The sequence below is a fragment of the Paenibacillus sp. GCM10027629 genome, from assembly GCF_042676425.1.
Classification (GTDB): domain Bacteria; phylum Bacillota; class Bacilli; order Paenibacillales; family Paenibacillaceae; genus Paenibacillus_K; species Paenibacillus_K terrigena.
On record NZ_JBHTGZ010000003.1, the window covers coordinates 1006630 to 1025042 of the forward strand.

General features: G+C 47.6%; 11 protein-coding genes. 7 read left to right on the top strand and 4 right to left on the bottom strand.

The window, feature by feature from the left end; translation table 11 throughout:
- The first annotated feature begins 512 nt into the window (after positions 1 to 512).
- Both ACFQZR_RS05190 and ACFQZR_RS05195 read left to right on the top strand, forming a co-directional pair.
- Entirely contained in the window at positions 513 to 5651 is a 5139-nt protein-coding gene (locus ACFQZR_RS05190) for a discoidin domain-containing protein (protein ID WP_379343462.1), read from the top strand.
- A 32-nt stretch (positions 5652 to 5683) separates the two neighbouring features.
- Positions 5684 to 8521, top strand: a complete 2838-nt coding sequence (locus tag ACFQZR_RS05195) for a LamG-like jellyroll fold domain-containing protein (RefSeq protein ID WP_379343464.1) — start codon at positions 5684 to 5686, stop codon at positions 8519 to 8521.
- An 83-nt stretch (positions 8522 to 8604) separates the two neighbouring features.
- Here ACFQZR_RS05195 and ACFQZR_RS05200 read toward each other — a convergent pair whose 3' ends face one another.
- A complete protein-coding gene (locus tag ACFQZR_RS05200) occupies positions 8605 to 10752 on the bottom strand; it encodes a HelD family protein (protein ID WP_379343466.1) in 2148 nt (715 codons plus the stop codon).
- Positions 10753 to 10948: 196 nt separating this feature from the next.
- Here ACFQZR_RS05200 and ACFQZR_RS05205 point away from each other — a divergent pair, with 196 nt between their 5' ends.
- From ACFQZR_RS05205 to ACFQZR_RS05225, 5 genes are all read left to right on the top strand, one after another.
- On the top strand, positions 10949 to 11518 hold the full coding sequence (locus ACFQZR_RS05205) for a TetR/AcrR family transcriptional regulator (RefSeq protein WP_379343468.1): 570 nt from the start codon (positions 10949 to 10951) through the stop codon (positions 11516 to 11518).
- A 66-nt stretch (positions 11519 to 11584) separates the two neighbouring features.
- Positions 11585 to 12976 carry an MFS transporter gene (locus ACFQZR_RS05210; RefSeq protein ID WP_379343470.1) on the top strand — a complete coding sequence of 464 codons (1392 nt, stop codon included), beginning with the start codon at positions 11585 to 11587 and terminating at the stop codon, positions 12974 to 12976.
- A gap of 26 nt (positions 12977 to 13002) precedes the next feature.
- Positions 13003 to 13119 (top strand): luciferase family protein, encoded by a 117-nt coding sequence (locus ACFQZR_RS05215; RefSeq protein WP_379343472.1) that lies wholly within the window; start codon positions 13003 to 13005, stop codon positions 13117 to 13119.
- A 34-nt stretch (positions 13120 to 13153) separates the two neighbouring features.
- Positions 13154 to 13324, top strand: coding sequence for a luciferase domain-containing protein (locus ACFQZR_RS05220; RefSeq protein ID WP_483874911.1), 171 nt, complete (start codon positions 13154 to 13156; stop codon positions 13322 to 13324).
- A 162-nt stretch (positions 13325 to 13486) separates the two neighbouring features.
- Positions 13487 to 14389: a hypothetical protein gene (locus ACFQZR_RS05225; RefSeq protein WP_379343476.1), complete on the top strand. Its 903-nt coding sequence runs from the start codon at positions 13487 to 13489 to the stop codon at positions 14387 to 14389.
- Positions 14390 to 14475: 86 nt separating this feature from the next.
- Here the strand turns inward: ACFQZR_RS05225 and gcvPB are convergent, their stop codons facing one another.
- From gcvPB to gcvT, 3 genes are read right to left on the bottom strand one after another with little or no spacing between them, the layout of a single operon-like run.
- Entirely contained in the window at positions 14476 to 15933 is a 1458-nt protein-coding gene (gene gcvPB / locus ACFQZR_RS05230; RefSeq protein ID WP_379343478.1) for an aminomethyl-transferring glycine dehydrogenase subunit GcvPB, read from the bottom strand.
- The gene (gene gcvPA, locus ACFQZR_RS05235; RefSeq protein ID WP_379343480.1) at positions 15930 to 17282 is read right to left on the bottom strand and encodes an aminomethyl-transferring glycine dehydrogenase subunit GcvPA; all 1353 of its coding nucleotides are present in this window, start codon (positions 17280 to 17282) and stop codon (positions 15930 to 15932) included. Before gcvPA ends, gcvPB begins: the two co-directional genes overlap by 4 nt.
- Complete coding sequence (gcvT, locus tag ACFQZR_RS05240; RefSeq protein WP_379343482.1) at positions 17279 to 18406, bottom strand: glycine cleavage system aminomethyltransferase GcvT; 1128 nt, start codon at positions 18404 to 18406, stop codon at positions 17279 to 17281. The genes gcvPA and gcvT overlap by 4 nt, the downstream gene beginning before the upstream one ends.
- Between the last annotated feature and the right edge of the window lie 7 nt (positions 18407 to 18413).

Consider the following 18413-nt stretch of genomic DNA (forward strand, 5'->3'; position numbering starts at 1 on the left):
CTTTTTACACAAAGACTCCTTTCCACTATATGCAGATGCAATGGTTGCCAATCCTTATGAACAAGCATTTCTAACTTTTTGATACAGGGTATATCTATTCTGCAAGAATAAATCAAAAAAACAATTTAAAAAGTCAAAATTTTGTCTAGGAAAAAACGGTTTCGTCCACTATCATAGTGATAAGAGATACAAATTGTATCTTCGTATTGAGACAGATGCCAGAGCTACCGAAAGGAGGGAATAAAGTTACACAAGGTGCGCCTGTGTTGTTGCCCAGCCTGATTTACACAACAGCCAAATGACGATAACAGTGAAACTTTAAATCGATGTCTATTCCTTCTAATGATCCCCGCAACCGCTCACACTCACATTTTTGATTGATGTACGCATACTCTCGAGCATTTCCCTTCATTCAGCCTATAGTTATGGATTGCACCCAATGATCTCATCGCATATCGAAGAAGATTCTGGCATGGAACCTGATTGATCTGCTAAAGGAGGCAAAATGTATCTTGAGAAATCTTAAATTTCTACTATTAACCACGTTTACGGTGTTGATCGCCTTTACCATGTTCCTGATGAGCCAAGAGACGTCGCATGCAGCCGCTATCGGCGACATAACGAAGTTCGAGAAAACCGATGACATGACCTTTACGATTACGAGCGGGAATGACAAAGTAAGAGCGATCTTCTATCGCGATGATATGGTTCGGATTTGGCTAGGCGTGAATGGAAGCTTTACCGATGCGCCAGGCAAGAATGGCGGTACGCCGCTGGAACCGATTGTAATTAAGAATGACTTTGGTCCGATGAATGTGACATGGTCCGATGAAGGCGCTTACTACAAGATGAATAGTGGTAAGTTTGTCCTGCGCGCATACAAGAGTCCGCTGAAATTCGCGATGTATAAGTCAGACAATGCAACCTTGGTATGGGAAGAGCAAGCAAGCCTGAACTATACAGGAACTTCCACCACGCAGAAGCTTTCTAGAGGAGCAGATGAATATTTCTATGGTGGCGGGATGCAGAATGGCTACTTCTCGCACCGTGACAAGACGATCAAGATTGGCAACAACTTTGGCGGTTGGGGCGATGGGACGGTATCCAATCCATCTCCATTCTACTTAAGCACCAATGGATACGGCATGCTGCGGAATACGTTCCGTGAAGGCTCTTATGATTTTGGAAGTCCGCTAAGTTTGACACATAATGAGAATCGGTTCGATGCGTATTACTTCTATGGGGAGACCATGCGGGATATTCTGAATGGTTATACGGATCTAACCGGGAAGCCGGCGCTGATCCCGAGATGGGGGATGGGACTCGGCGATGCCGATTGTTATAACAAGGCACCGGATACGACGCTTGATGTGCTCAAAGTCGCTAAAGCTTATCGCGATAACGACATGCCAGGTGCGTGGATTCTCCCGAATGATGGTTATGGCTGCGGTTACGTCAATTTGACGGAGACAGTACAGAAGCTGCATGAGCTAGGCTTCTATACTGGGCTCTGGACACAACAGGGTGTCGATCAGATTGCTACCGAAGTTGGTGTCCATGGCACGCGTCTGAACAAATTGGACGTCGCATGGGTAGGTTCAGGCCATGATTTTGCGTTAAATGGCTCGAAGCAGGCTTACCAAGGCACCGAGAACAATTCAAATGATCGCGGTTATGTATGGTCCGTTGCCGGTTGGGCTGGTACACAGCGGTATTCCACCGTCTGGTCAGGCGACCAGGCTGGCGATTGGGAGTTCATCCGATTCCACATCCCTTCGATGATTGGTGCGGGCTTATCCGGTATGGCTTACTCGACAGGGGATATTGATGGCATCTTCGGCGGCAGTGCGAAGACACAGGTGCGCGATTTGCAATGGAAAGTATTCACGCCGATCCTGATGAATATGTCAGGCTGGGCTGCGAAGGACAAACAGCCTTGGGTATGGGGCGAACCCTACACGAGTTATAACCGAGAATACTTGAAATTACGTCAACGTCTCACGCCGTACTTCTATACGTATTTACACGAATCGTACGTATCGGGTGCTCCGTTGATGCGTGGTATGGTATACGAGTTCCCGAATGATCCGAATACGAAGAATACATTAACCCAGTATCAATTCATGTCGGGTGAGAACTTCTTGGTTGCGCCAGTATATACCGATACAACGTTGCGTAATGGCATTTATTTGCCGAAAGGAAAATGGATTGACTATTGGAGCGGGGTAGAACATTACGGTTCTAAAATGCTCGATGAATACGCAGCGCCACTGAGCAAATTGCCGTTGTTAGTCAAAGCGGGCGCGATTATTCCGATGTATCCAGAATCGCTCTATGACGGTCAAGTGCCGCCAAATCCGATCACATATGACATCTATCCGTACAAAACATCCAGCTTTAAGATGTATGAAGATGATGGCGTAACGAGAGAGCATCGTCAAGGCAAATATGCGGAGACTCTTATCAAATCGATAGCGCCAGAGATAGGAACAGGTGAACTTGTCATTCAAGTCGGCGCGACAGTTGGTGATTACAAAGGCAAGCTGGAAGCTCGTAAAAATCAATTTTCCATTCATATGCATAACAAGCCGGGCAACGTATCGTTAAGCGGTAATGCATTAAATGAATTAGCGAGTAAATCCGCATGGGATACAGCTGCTAGCGGCTGGTTCTTCGATGCAGCAGACAAAGGCGGCATCCTGTATGTCAAGACGGAAGAATTGCCGACAAATCAAGGATTCGAACTGCGTACGACAGGTTTCGTCGCGGATACAACGCCGCTGAAAGACGCGGTTGTCATTGAGATCCCGCAGGAAGATACAGATCCGAGCCGGATTCCGCAAGAAGATATCATAGCAACGGCTTCGAATGCGGACAGCTCGACACCTGCGTCCAATGTGCTGGATGCAAGCCGTGAATCCATCTGGAGCACAAATCTCACGGGATCAGCTGTATTGCCACAATCCATTACGTTGAACCTGGGGACCAATCATTTTATTAACCGGGTCAAAGTTCTTCCTCGACAATATGGGGGTACAGACGGCATCATTACGGAATATAAGCTATACAGCAGCTTGGATGGGACGAATTATGCGCTTGTGACAAGCGGGCAATGGAACGCCGACAAGGAAGAGAAGACAATTGCTTTTGATACCGTCGAAGCACAATACGTGAAGCTTGAAGCCGTCAAAGGTGTGAATGGATTCGCATCCATCGCCGAAGCGAATGTCTATCGCGATCCGACCAAGCCGGCGCCAACGCCAATTAAGAAATCGGAGATGAAAGCAACAGCGGCAAGCTTCCAATCGGGCAGTGAGGCTTCCAAAGCGATTGACGGCAAATCAAGTACCGTCTGGCATACGAAATGGGATGGTTCGGATAAACTCCCTCAGTCCATTGTCATTGACCTAGGATCGATCCATGAAATCAGCCAGGTACGATACGCACCACGAACGGATGCAGGTAACGGGACATTCACCAAGTACAACTTGTACCTCAGTACGGACGGAACGAATTACACCAATGTGAGCAGCGGGGATTGGGTAAGGAATAGCGCGAAGAAATATATCAAGTTCGCTCCAACGCTCGCTCGGTACGTGAAGCTAGAGGCAGTTCAAGCGGTAGGAGGCTTCGCATCCGCTTCAGAAATCGATGTCTACGACGCACCGAAGGCGGAAATTGTCATCTCGAACATTTCCGAAGGCAAAGCGATCTCGGCAGATAGCAGTGATCCTGTTTTTCCTGCGAGCCACGCGAATGATGGCAAGCCGGAGACGAGATGGTCTGCTGCAGATAATCTGACAGGTCATACGTTAACAGTGGATTTCGGTAAAATGTATTCGATCCAAGGCTCTGAGACCTCGTTCGAATCCAGCACGAAGGCTTATCAATACAAAATTGAAGTTCGTGAAGACAATACATCGAATTGGATTCAAGTTGCGAATCGTACAGCGAATACGGAAGCGGGTGCGGTGTTAAAAGACAACTTCGCCAGTCGCGGAAGGTACGCGCGTATTACGATTACTGGCTTGCCAGATGCGGCAGCGAAAGCGAGTATTTCGGAATTTAAGCTATTCGGCTATTCGCTTGGCGGCATTACCAAGGTAACTGGCGTTACATTGGATAAACCGACGCTTAGCATGGATGTGCTAGGAGCTTCAGCAACACTCACAGCGACGGTTGCCCCAGTAGATGCATCGATTAAGACAGTAACATGGAGCAGCAGTGATCCCTCCATTGCCATGGTCGATGCACAAGGCGTCGTGTCAGCGAAAGGTCAAGGTACGGCGACTATTACAGTAACAACGACGGACGGTAATTTCAAAGCAACGAGCGAAGTGACCGTGAAAGGACAAGAGAATTTGGTGAAAATACCACAGTCTCAAATGACAGCAACGGCAACAAGCTTCGAAGCAGGCGTGAATGATCCGAAGTATGCGATCGACGGTGATGCTGAGACGCATTGGCACACGAAATGGTATAACGTCGATCCACTGCCGCAATCTTTGATGATTGAGCTTGGGGGTACGTATACGATCAGTAAAGTCGACTACTTACCACGACCAGAGGCGAGCAATGGCACAATTCTAGGCTACAACTTATATGTCAGTGAAGACGGCACGAACTATACGAAGGTTGGAAGCGGCAAATGGCTGAGGAACAATCTGTTAAAAGAGATCAACTTCACCCCGGTCAAAGCCAAGTTTGTGAAGCTCGAAGCTACGGAAGGCGTCGGTGACTTCGCTTCCGTAGCAGAGCTCATTGTCTATCGTACATCCGATTCACAAGCGGAGCTTCAATCGATTGCATTGAACGCATCGAGTTATACGGTTAGAGTTAATGAGTCGACTTCCGTTCAAGTGACGGCGAAATATGCAGATGGATCGAGCAAAGAGGTTACCGCGCAAGTCCAATGGACAGTTGCTCAGCCATCCATTGCTTCGCTGACAAGCGGTAGTCTGACAGGGATTGCCGTAGGCGATACATCCATCACAGCAAGCTTTGGCGGCAAAACAGCAATAGCAGATGTACATGTGAATCCGGCGGCTCCGACAAGCCCTGCGACATCCCTTACAGGGGATAGCACAGTTCAAGCTGGTAAGGACTTTAAAGTTCGCGTTGGCTTAAGCGGTGTAACAACCGACGTCTATGCACAAGAGCTTGCATTGACTTACGATACAAGTGCACTTGAAGTGGTAGCCGTAAATCCTGTGAAAGATGGTTTGAATCTTCTACAAAAATCAGATATTAATGGTAAATTGCATTACATTATTGCAAGCGAAGGCCCAGGCAAAGCGATTAAAGGCGATGCACAAGTCTTGGAGATAACGTTCCGATCAAAGAGTACGGAGCAAGATCGAACGGCGAACATCAGCTTGGTTAATGCCGTGCTGGGTGATGCAACAGGAGCAGAGGTTAGTGCGACACCATCATCTTTCCGAGTTCAAATTGTAACGGTACCGCAAGGTATCCCAGGCGACTTGAACCATGATGGTAAAGTGTCGATCGGTGACCTTGCATTGATGGCGCTGAACTACGGTAAGACGACTGCAAGCCCAGATTGGGAGAAGATTAAACATATGGATCTAAAGAAAGACGGTGTCATCGATATTCTTGATCTGGCAGAAGTAGCGAGTCTGATTCTGAAGTAAGCCAAATTTTGAATTGGGGAGGAAGTTAGGCAATGGACATCAAACCGAGTCGCTTCGGGATTTCACTAGTGATGTCGAAGTTACTAATAGCTGCGATGGTTCTTCAATTATTTACCACTTGGGTGGGTGTGGGTCAAGGGGATGCTGCGGAAGCAGCGTCCCACACCACTACGAAACGCGCAGACGGTAAGAATCTTGTTTTTCCGGTGCTTAGTGACATTCATATCGGTCATACACCGAAGGATGTTCCGAAGTGGCAGATGGTATTGAACCAGCTGAAGACTATTGCGCCGAACTATGACGCGCTAGCAGCAGTTGGCGATATTACGGACAGTGGGACGGTTGCTCAATATGACACGTTAATGAGCAATTACAACAACTTGAAAGTCTCGAATGCAGTGTCACTCTTCACCATTGGGAATCATGATTATATCAATGGATCAGCAGGTGCGATGCAGCAACGCTTTAAAGACAAGACGGGTATGAGCGGCATCTACTATGACCAATGGATCAACGGTTATCATTTTATTATTCTGGGGAGCGAGGACGGTACGCGGGATGGTACGCTCTCTGATGCTCAGCTAAATTGGCTTGATACGAAACTCGCAGAGGAGGCAGATCCTAACAAACCCATCTTCGTGTTCTTGCATCAACCGATTACGAATACGGTCTACGGCAGTGATTTATGGGGACATAAACAGAATGCAACGAAGCTGTACAATACGATTGCGAAATATCCGCAAGTCATCACATTCTCAGGACATTCCCATTACGTTCTAGATGATCCAGGTTCCATCAACCAACGCGATTTCACAGCAGTCGGTACGGCTGCAGTACGTTATCCAGAATTAGAGCCAGGGAAAATTCAGGGTATTCATCCGAGTGATGAGATCACACAAGGGCTTGTCGTTGAAGTGCTTGATAACGAAGTACACATCAAACGTAGAGATTTCCATACCAATGCTTGGACAGGGGACGATTGGGTCGTCAAGTATCCTGCCGTGAAAAATCAATTTACGTATACCGATGATCGTGACAAGGTGAAGCCTTCATTCCCTACCTCGGCCAAAGCGACCATCGAACCAGCCAGCATCGGTCCAAAGCAAATGCGCGTGACTTTCGATCAAGCTACGGATAATCTATTCGTGCGGTCATATGAGGTGAAAGCAATTAACATCGCATCCGGAGGGACGGTGCAATCGTTCCTCGTGTTCGCCCAGCAATATGATGATCCGGCGCCGACGCAGCTATCGTTCGATATTAGCGGACTTCAGCCGGAGACCAAATATCGGATTGAGGTCACAGCGGTTGATTCCTTCAACAACCGTAGCGACGCACCACTTCAAGTGGAGGCGACAACAGGGAACAAACCTGTACTTGAGAAGCCGGTTGCGGATGTCATCGATATTGACTTTATCGACGGCACAGGAAAGGATCGTTCACCAGCACAGAACCACGCGACGTCAACTGGCAGCAGTGCCAAGATCGTCTATAGCTCTGAGTTTAAAAAATATGTTGCCCGGATGAATGGGACCACTGACGAATATTTCAGTATTCCGGTTAGCAGCTCGATCAAGAATGTGAAGAATCAATTTACGCTAGAATCCTTATTCAAGCTGAACTCCACGCGCAACCAAGATGTGTTTGGGAATACGCAAAGCTCCGGTATGATTTTCGAATCAACAACGACTGGGAAAATGGAGCTATGGGCACACATCGGCGGTAGTTACAAGCGTCTAGGCGTTCAATTGGAGCCGAACAAAATACATCATCTTGTCGCGACCTATGACGGTGCTCAAATTCTCCTCTTCTTAAATGGTGCTCAAGTTGGTTCGATGGCAGCGACGGGCACGATTGCTCAATCAGATATCCAATTTGCGATTGGTGCTGATCCTGAAGCGAATAATCGCGGGAACTATGTATTAGATGGCGATGTGAGCGTCGCGAGATTATACAGCTATGCGATTTATCCGGAGCAAGCACAAATGCTCTATAATGAACTGGCGCAGCGAATGTCTATCGAAGAAATGAATAGGTTGTATAACGACATTCAGTCTGCCAGACAATTGGCAAGTGATACGTCTGTCGTCGGGACGAATCCGGGACAGTATCCTGCTAGCGCGATGAATATGTACACAGCGAAAATAAACGCAGCCGAGCTAGTACTTAAGACAAGAACCGTTACGCAGGAACAGGTTCAAGTTGCAATTCAACAGTTGAAAGAAGCCAAAACCGAGCTCGACAAATCGAAAAATGTACCTGAAGCGAATCACATAACAGCTCTAGCAGCAAGCAAGAATGCTGTAGAGGAAGGGCAACCGTTCACGGTGAAGCTAGCCATTAATCGTGTTACCAAGAGCGTCTATGCTGAAGATGTGACGATTCAGTATGATGCGAGTTTGCTTGAATACGTGGATGCAAAGTCTTTGCAGTCTAACCTTCATCTCATACCAAATGCATCCAAAACCCCAGGAACACTAAGGTTCATTCTTGTAAGTATGGGAGCTGACAAAGGAATCTCGGGAGATACCGACGTGCTCGAGATGACATTTAAGGCCAAACCCGTTGATCAAGCTGCATCGGCAAAAGTAGCCGTCAACAAAACCGTGTTAGCGGATGAAAATGGTCAAGAGCTTGAAGCAAGTCTTTCGACTATTAATGTGCAAGTCACACCAATTTCAGGACCAAGTTCACCGGACGTGAACCATGATGGAAAAGTTAGTATCGGTGACCTTGCGATAATCGCAGCACATTATGGCAAGACAACAGCAAGCCTAGACTGGCAGCAAGTGAAGCAATATGACCTGAACCATGACGGCAAAATTGACATCTCTGATCTTTCGGCAGTTGCGTCTCAGATTATTAAGTAATAGACACATTGACTATACGGCAAAAAAAGGCTGCACCATTGTCGATTATGACAATAGTGCAGCCTTTCCTTTGATGAAGGATGTTATTTCGTAATAAACGGTGTCAATTCACCATGGTAGAGAACCCATAACTCATGCAATGCACGGGTACAACCGACGTAGAGAAGCTTCGCATCCATGGCGCCTTCCCGGTAGTGATGCGAATCGACATCCATGAGTAGTACAGCGTCGAATTCTAACCCTTTGGATAGATAGACGGGAAGGACGGAAATACCCCCCAGGTACTCACTCTTACTGCCATCGATCAGGTTTACGTTCACACCGCTTGCTTCGAGCTTAGCGTGTAGGTTTCTGGCCTCATCCAATGTGCGTGTGAGCAGTGCGGTCGTATTATATTCCGATTGATGGAATTGTTCGATAGCTTTCTGAATGAAGGAGACTTCCAATTCAGGTGCGACGGATTTTAATTGTACTTGATGACCGCTGCGGAAGACAGGTTCCGCGAGCAGGTCGGTCTGCACACCATGCTTCAATACGCCATTCGCAAAATCAATAATCTCCATCGTCGATCGGTAGCTTCGCGTTAACGCGAAATACGCCGTATCAGGAGCATCGAATAAGGATTGCATCTCGTGCCATTCATGAATGCCTTGGTAGCCGTGAATGCCCTGTGATAGATCTCCAAGGATGGTAAACGAATGATTCCGCACGAATAGATCGAGTACAGCCACTTGGAACGGTGAGAAATCCTGCGCTTCATCAATGACGATATGGTCAAATCGCGAGCTGCTCTCAATATCGTGCAATTTCACATGGATATAGAGTAATCCTGCAAGATCCTCATGGCGAATTTCGCCGTTTTTGAGCGTAGCATTTGTCTGCTTCACGACACCCGCTGGGATGGATTCGAACCGGTCAGAAGGAAAGATGTCGCCTCGTTTACCCTGCTGGAACAAGCTTTTGTAAATCGCAAAGGCGTTAAATTCCGGCCATTTTTTCGTATACGCCTTGAGGCGTTGGCTGGACTTTTGCTTGAAATCCTTCAGCCTCACCTTATTCGTAATCGGCTTGAGCTCCATCTCAATCCAGCGATTGATTCTCGCGAGCACGCGTTCTTTACGTTTGGCTAATGCATAATGCTTATATTCTTCAAAGAACCATTGATGAATGGTCTGAAGCGGGAGGACTTTGCCGTCCCAGGCTTCAAAATCGGTCTCAGGTACGCTAATTGTCCCAAGTTGTTCAAGGGATTGATCGATCCAATCTCGGAATCGGATCGATCCTTTGTAACGACCAGATACATCATCATTGAGCACTGGCCGGTTATCAAGCGACTCGAACCAGATCGACCACATATCGGATGGCGGGAGCAGCTTTGCATCTAAATCAAGCAAGTTCATCGCCCAATCCGCGTATGTGTTCTGCTGGATGTTCCCGACACCTAGTTCTGGTAATACATCTGAGATATAATTCAAGAACATTTGGTTCGGTGCGAATATAATCATACGTTCTGCTCGTATTTGTTCTTGGTATTGATAGAGTAGGAAGGCAAGACGGTGCAGGGCGACGGTTGTTTTACCACTACCTGCTACCCCTTGGATCATTAATGCGGTATTTTTCGCTGCCCGGATGATCTGATCCTGTTCGGCCTGAATGGTGGAGACGATATCACGCAAGCGGTTATCTTTGTTCTCACCGAGCCGATAGAGCAGGAATTCATCGGATACAGCAGGTTGATCATTATCGCTATCGCGGACGTAGGTATCAACAACGCGCTGAAGTATTCTTTTGCGAATGACAAGATTTCGTTTGAGATAGACAAGGCCTTCGATGGTTCCGTCGGGTGCTTCATACGATGCGGGTCCAAGACCGCCCGTGAAGGAGTAGAAGAGGCTGGCGATCGGCGCGCGCCAATCGACTACGAGCGGATTCTCCTGTTCGATCTCCTGATCTTCGCCGTGATTGACACCGACTTTGCCAATGTAGAGAGGAGAGGGGGCTGATGAATTTCCTGTCTGGAAATCCAGACGTCCGAAATACGGTTCGTTCTCTGCGCGACTTAGCCGCTGACGTCTTTGCTCTCTCGTGTCCTCTAACACTTGTTCCGTAAAATCACTTCCGGTATAGACCGGTGTATTACGTAGTCTGGCCAGCTGTTGATCGATTTGCGCTTGGGCAATTTCGAGCTGACGGAGTTCGTCTTGATAGGCACTTTGAAAAGTGTCTTCCATTTTCAGTTACCTCCTAAGATTTATTGGTTCCGTATGAAAGGAGTAAGTAATATATCATAAGGAATGGTAAAAAGCAAACGTTTCGATAAAAACTTCTTGGATGATAAGAGGGGCTCTTCCTGTTATTGACAATCACGAAAGAATGGCATAAGATAGAAATGTAAGTAAGTACTTGCATTCAAGGTGGGCAAATTAAATGACTAATAATCGTAGCACAAGTGATAAAATACTCCAGGCAGCGATTGATCTAATGGCTGAGAAAGGGTATGACGGGACATCAACTAAGGAAATAGCCCAGGTTGCAGGGGTGAATGAAGTGACCGTATTTCGCCACTTCGGGACGAAAGGGAAGTTGCTGGAAGCTGCGCTGAAGCGCAATCATTACGCAGAGGAAATGACGAAGCTGTTCCACGATCGTCTGGTCGGTGATTTGCATGCAGATCTTCTCTTGATTGGTAGAACATATCATCAGATCATGAACCAGAATCGTAAACTCATCTTAATTGCACAGAAGGGCGGCAGCAGCCTTCCAGAGGGGGTTAGTGAAGAGGCGGACCGACATCCGCAGCAGCTCAAGAAACTTCTGACGGACTATCTGATGGAGATGTCTAATGAAGGGAAGGTAATGATCACGAATCCGGAATTACAGGCATTATCATTCATGTGGATGCATTATGGTGCATTTAACAGCTGGCTTAGTTCTCACGTGCTGGAAGAGTTTATCGAGGAGAGTACGCGGTTATTCGCTAGGGCTTTAACGCCCTAGTTTTTTTCCGAGTATTATGCAAGTGTGTACTTGCATGCATTCTATATTATCCAAGGAGTGATTCCTGTGAAATTCGATTCGCGTCAAGAGAAAGGTTCCATTTTAATGCGTTTGTTAATGTTCACCGTTATGATTTCCTCCATGAGTGCCATCATGTTCAATGTCGTACTTCCGCAGATCAGTCAGGAGTTCCAATTATCAATCGCAGAAGTAAGCTGGCTCACAACCGCCTATACGCTCATTTATGCTTTTGGCACTGTAACGTATGGGAAACTGTCTGATCGGTTTCAACTGAAGACGCTCATGACGTTTGGATTAACTTTATTTGCAATTGGGTCGCTGATTGGTCTTGTCTCTCAAGTCTTCTGGGTCGCACTTCTAGGGCGTTGTTTGCAATCTGCAGGCGCTGCGGCTATTCCTGCGATGGCTTTGATGATACCTATTCGATATTTTGCGCCGGAGAAGCGGGGTTCTGCCATAGCTATGACAGCCGTTGGAATCGCGCTGGGTGGTGCTCTCGCCCCTGTGATTGCAGCAGTCCTCGTCAGTGTTGCGAACTGGAGATGGTTGTTCCTTCCCTCACTGCTCATCTTGGTATTGCTTCCGATCTATCGCAAACATTTGGAATTCGAGCCGAAAAGTAAATCGACTACATTTGATTGGCCTGGCGGCGTGCTGCTCGCGGTATCCGTCTCAACCCTGCTGCTCGGCATCACGAACAAGACGTTCTGGTTGTTGATGATAGGTGCAGTGGCATTGATCCTCTTCGTCTTACGCATCCGTACGGCTCATGAAGCGTTCATTCAACCCCAATTGTTCCGCAACACGAAATATACGACCGCTCTTGTGTTAGTATTTCTTATCCATTGTATCGGGATATCGTTATATTTCTTAACTCCGATTTTGTTCGCGGACGTCTACCACTTGGATTCCGCTTGGATCGGGTTCGCAATGGTTCCTGCTGCGATCGCCTCCTCCATTCTTGGAAGACAGGGGGGCAAGCTTGCGGATAAGAAGGGAAATACGCATCTGTTCACGATTGCTTCCAGCAGTTTAATCTTGTGCTTCATCTTCATGTCCATCTTCGTAGGCATTTCGCCGTTATGGATATCACTGTTCCTCATTTTCGGCAATGTTGGTCAATCCTTCATGCAGGTGGCTATGTCTAATTTCATTTCTACGACCTTGCCCAAAGACCAAGTTGGCGTAGGGATGGGCTTATTCTCGATGATCGGTTTCATTGCCCAAGGCGTCGCGGCCAGTCTCTACAGTATGGTGTTGGCAACGGGTTATAAGTTGAATTGGAATCCGCTTCATCTAGATCTGCATAGTCATTTGTATAGTAATGTGTATCTTGTTCTTGCTGCACTTCACGTAGGAATCTTATTGTTCTTCCGGATCCGATTCCGGGTGAAGCAACCAAGGACCGCTCTGGAGCGTACCGTCAAACAATCCTAATTCGATGTTCAGGGGAGAGATGAGATATGACTTTATCCGTGAAACAAATCATTAGCGAACAATTACTGACATGGTCAGACGTGACGCAGCAGCCCCACCGTTTCGGTGGAATCGAATTTCTGTATCAAGGGAAGGAAATTTGAACATTTGCAAGGTGATTTCCTAGTGGATATCCTGATGTCCAGACCATCGCGAGATCAGTTCATTGCAGAAGGGCGCGCAAAGCCTCATCATATCTATCCGGAATCCAGTTGGATATCCGTGTACATCCAATCGGAAGAGGATATCGTGGACGCGATTGAGTTATTACGGTTCAAGTATGATCAACTCGTGAACAAAATGAAGTAAAAGATAAACTCGATAGCTGTGCTGGATGTCATTCTAGAACATTCAGCGCAGCTATTTTAATGAATATCATCATTAAAATGACTTAAATAGCATGAAATGTAGATACAAAATATGGTATAGTCTTCATGAGAACAATAGTTCTCGTTCAGAGGAGGGGCTAGGATGGAAATGTTAACACAATCTCGCTTTGCTCATGCACAATCATACATGAAAAAAGGGGCACGCGCACTGGAGAAAGCGCTGTTCGAATATGAGTTTGAAGGTGGAAGCGCCGCTTCTGTCTTGGAACAATTATCCCGTTATCAGAATCAGGACGGTGGATTCCATGGTCTTGAACCGGATATTCGTACCCCTGTGTCATCGGCGATCAGTACATCGATTGCTTTTCAAATCTTGGACAAGCTGAACGGAGAAGGGGAATATGAAGAAATCGCTCGAAATGCAATACAATATTTAATCCATACCTATCGGCAAGATCGGAAGGGATGGGATATTACCCCACGAGAAGCGGATGAATCTCCTCGTGCGATATGGTGGAACTACGGCGCCTTTGATGAAACATGGGGGAACCCAAATGCGGAGTTAGCCGGTTATCTGTACAAGTACCGACATCTAGTGCCTAGCGACTTCGTTCAGGAAGTGGTGGATGAAGCAATGGACTACATATTGCATCATTCCGCATGTAATGAGATGCATGAAATGTTCTGCTATCTTCGCCTAGCGGAGCAGCTGCCGGAAGATCAGGTTCAGCGAATGACTCACCGAATCGACCAATTCATCGAGAACTGTGTGATCCATCAACCAGAGGAAGGGCAAGGGTATGGCGCTTATCCTTTGCAAGTCGCTGAGTCACCTGATACGAGATACTTTGATCGTTATGCTGAAGTCATTCCCGGGGAGCTTGATCGACTCATTGAATCGCAATTATCCGATGGATCCTGGGGACCGAACTGGGCGTGGGGGCGCTTTGAAGACGAATGGCCTGCTGCTCGAGAAGAATGGAAGGGGATCATTACGTTGAATCATTTACGGATTCTACGCGCATATGGTCGGATTCAGGAATAGGTAGGGTACCGCATAAATGATAAAACGAGGCGCGATCCGTCGGACATCAGACGAATTTTGCCTCGTTTTTTATTGTTTTGCCAGGATTAGCCGCAGCTGCAATTGAGTACAGGTTTCCGAGCGGCCTGTGTCTCATCAAGACGCCGAACGACAGTATCGTATGGTGCATTCAGCAGCAATTCTGGATTAGTGGCTGCCTCTTCCGCAATTAGAATCATCGTATCAATGAAGGCATCCAGTGTCTCTTTGCTCTCCGTCTCTGTAGGCTCAATCATGATGCATTCCTCAACATTCAATGGGAAATAAATCGTAGGCGGATGATAGCCGAAATCGAGTAGTCGCTTGGCAATATCTAGTGTTCGGATGCCATATTGTTTGAAGCTCTTGCCGGACATGACAAATTCATGTTTGCACACCCCTGGATATGAAATCTCGTAGTAAGGAGCTAGCCGGTGCATCATATAGTTCGCATTCAATACGGCATATTCCGAGACTTGGCGTAATCCTTCTGGGCCATAGGTACGGATATACGTGTAGGCGCGAACAAGGATGCCGAAGTTGCCATAGTAAGCTTTGACTCGACCGATAGACTGCGGGATGTTGTCATCCAAGTAATAGCTGCCATCCTCTCGTTTTGCGACGATCGGTTTGGGGAGGAAAGGGGTAAGGATTGCTTTAACCCCAACAGGTCCCGCACCCGGTCCGCCGCCGCCATGCGGCGTACTCATTGTCTTGTGGAGATTCAAATGGACGACGTCGAAGCCCATATCTCCAGGTCGAGTTATGCCCATGATCGCATTCGAGTTGGCACCGTCATAATAGAGAAGACCGCCTGCTTCATGCACGATACGAGCAATCTCTACGATCTGCTCCTCGAAGAGCCCAAGTGTGTTGGGATTGGTAAGCATTAAGGCTGCCGTATCTTGACCTACAACAGAACGGAGGGCTTCAAGGTCAACATGTCCGCGAGCATTCGAAGGAATCGTGATGGTCTCGAAGCCGGCAACGGTTGCGCTAGCTGGATTCGTACCATGAGACGTGTCCGGCACAATCACCTTGGTACGTACTTCGCCTCGGCTCTCATGGTAGGCTCGAATCATCATGAGTCCTGTCCATTCCCCATGCGCTCCTGCAGCAGGCTGAAGCGTGACTTGATCCATCCCCGTTAACGCCGCGATATCTTGCTGAAGGGTGTACATGAGGCCTAGTGCGCCTTGGATGCTCGCTTCCGGCTGGTAAGGATGGATCTTAGCGAAGCCTGCAAACCTTGCCACATCTTCATTGATCTTCGGATTATATTTCATCGTACAGGATCCTAATGGATAGAAGCCATTATCGATCCCGAAGTTCCGACGCGAAAGGGCGGTATAATGCCGGATGACATCGACTTCATAGACCTCTGGCAGCGCCGCAGGTTCTGTGCGTAGGAAGGATGACGGAATCATTTCTGATAGGTTAACTTCAGGGACATCGCATTCAGGCAGTGCGTAAGCAACGCGTCCTGGTTGACTTAACTCGAAGATTAAAGCTTGGTTCTGGCTCATAGACATGCCTCCAAACGCGTTACGAATTGATCGATCTCATCTTTGGTTCTCCGTTCGGTTACAGCAACTAACAGATGTCCTTGCAATTCTGGATAGGCAAGACCAAGATCATACCCGCCGAGGTAACCAGCAGCAAGTAATTGTTCATTGATTTGAGTGACGTTCGCTTCTTCTGGCAGCTTGATGACGAATTCATTGAAGAACGGCGATGTGTTGGCGATAGCAAGCCGGTCTGAATGGCGGATTGCATTTGCCGCATAGTGCGCTTTCTGGATATTCAATCGCGCTACATCTTGAATTCCTTGCTTGCCCATCGTGGACAGATAGACGGATGCGCATAATGCTAATAGAGCTTGGTTCGAGCAAATATTGGAGGTCGCTTTTTCCCTGCGGATATGTTGTTCTCTGGCTTGTAAGGTCAAGACAAAGCCACGCTTCCCATCGCGGTCAAGGGTCTGTCCAACGATACGTCCCGGCATTTTACGCATCAAGGCTTCCGTTACTGCGAAATACCCGCAAGTAGGACCGCCAAGCGATGCTGCAATTCCGAATGGCTGCGCATCCCCGATGACGACGTCAGCACCCAACTTGCCAGGACTTTCAAGCACCCCAAGCGATAGCGGGTTGCTACTAACGACGAGTAGTCCTTTGTGTGCATGAATCATGTCGCCAATCTTGCGAATATCTTCAATACAACCGAAGAAGTTAGGAGACTGGATTAGAACTGCCGCAGTGTCAGTTGAGATCATCGATTCCAGGTGCACAAGATCTGTTACGCCGTTCTGAATATCGATTTCTATGATGTCCAGATTCAACCCGCGAGCGGAAGTCTGCAGAATTTGACGTGCTTCGGGATGAACGGCCCGGGATACGATGAGCTGTTTTCTTCTCGTCGCGCTAGCTGCGAGAGAGCCAGCTTCTGCGAGGGCCGTTGCTCCGTCATACATACTTGCATTCGCGACGGCCATGCCTGTTAACTCACAAATATAAGATTGAAATTCGAAAATCGCTTGCAGTTCGCCCTGACTGATCTCGGGCTGATAGGGTGTGTAGGCGGTATAGAATTCAGAGCGGGAAATGACATGGTTGATGACGACTGGGACATGATGATCATAGATACCTGCCCCGAGGAAGCTTGTATACCGGTCAAAATCAGCATTCTGATCGGACAATTGCTTCATATGGCGCAGTAAAGATATTTCATCCAGTGCTTCAGAGATGGGAAGCGTGCCTTGATAGCGTATTTCTGTCGGGATGTCTTGGAATAATTGTTCCATGGAATCTATTCCGATGACTTGTAACATGTCGGCTTGGTCTTGTGGTGTCATAGGCAGATAGCGATGTTTCATATTGTTTTCGTGCCTCCTGTCGAACGTGTCTTGTTTCGATAGAATGGAGCGGGTACAATTTTGGCGCGGTACAGTTTGCCGCGAATTTCTACTTCGACTTCGGTATCTATGGCCGTATATTTCGTATCGATCAATGCAAGACCCAGATTTCGTTTGAGTGTAGGAGATTGTGTCCCCGTTGTCACTTCGCCAATCCGGTTTCCGTTCGCAAAGACGGGATAGTGGGATCTTGGGATGCCGCGATCGACCAGTTCAAGCCCCACTAATTTACGAGACAATCCTGATTGCTTCTGGTAAGCGAGTGCTTCCTGTCCAATAAAATCCCCTTTATCAAGCTTAACGAACATCCCTAGACCAGCTTCGAGTGGTGTGATTTGGGCCGATAATTCTTGACCGTAGAGCGGCAGCTTGGCTTCGAAGCGCAACGTATCGCGAGCGCCTAGTCCAGCTGGCACGAGTCCCATCCCTTCACCTTGCTCTAACAGTCCATTCCACACAGTAGGGGCGTCTGAATCACGAACATACAATTCGAATCCGTCTTCCCCGGTATATCCTGTACGCGAGATGAGTGTTTTTACCCCGCAGACAAACGATTCTTTCATGAACTCAAAACCAGCGAGCCCCGCGAGAGGTGCCTCCGTTGCTTGCTGTAAGATCGCTTCCGCCAGAGGGCCTTGGATGGCGAGGAGCGCGGTCTGATCGGATACATTCTCTATCTGCACGTTGCTCGGTTGATGTATTTTGAGCCAATCCCAGTCTTTATCGATATTGGAGGCGTTGACGACAAGCATATAATTCGACATCGATAGGCGATACACCAATAGATCATCAACGACACCACCCGTTGGGTAACACATGCAAGTATACTGTGCTTGACCATCCTGTAGCTTGGTGACATCGTTCGTCGTCATATGCTGGAGAAAAGCTTCGGCACCTTCACCAGTGACGATAAATTCGCCCATGTGGGAGACATCGAACAACCCGGCTTGTTGTCGTACGGCTTCGTGTTCTTTCTGGATGCCAAGAAATTGAACAGGCAATTCCCATCCGCCAAAGTCAATACATCTTACACCGGAATGGTTAGCGTAGAGCGGGTAGAGTGTCGTTCTGCGAAGCTGAGTCATGCATTCA

Coding starts and splice junctions, on each gene's coding strand:
- gcvPB (WP_379343478.1), bottom strand. CDS start 15,933: ATGAGCCAGAACCAAGCTTTAATCTTCGAGTTAAGTCAACCAGGACGC.
- ACFQZR_RS05200 (WP_379343466.1), bottom strand. CDS start 10,752: ATGGAAGACACTTTTCAAAGTGCCTATCAAGACGAACTCCGTCAGCTC.
- ACFQZR_RS05225 (WP_379343476.1), top strand. CDS start 13,487: ATGGAAATGTTAACACAATCTCGCTTTGCTCATGCACAATCATACATG.
- gcvPA (WP_379343480.1), bottom strand. CDS start 17,282: ATGAAACATCGCTATCTGCCTATGACACCACAAGACCAAGCCGACATG.
- gcvT (WP_379343482.1), bottom strand. CDS start 18,406: ATGACTCAGCTTCGCAGAACGACACTCTACCCGCTCTACGCTAACCAT.
- ACFQZR_RS05215 (WP_379343472.1), top strand. CDS start 13,003: ATGACTTTATCCGTGAAACAAATCATTAGCGAACAATTACTGACATGG.
- ACFQZR_RS05220 (WP_483874911.1), top strand. CDS start 13,154: ATGTCCAGACCATCGCGAGATCAGTTCATTGCAGAAGGGCGCGCAAAG.
- ACFQZR_RS05205 (WP_379343468.1), top strand. CDS start 10,949: ATGACTAATAATCGTAGCACAAGTGATAAAATACTCCAGGCAGCGATT.
- ACFQZR_RS05195 (WP_379343464.1), top strand. CDS start 5,684: ATGGACATCAAACCGAGTCGCTTCGGGATTTCACTAGTGATGTCGAAG.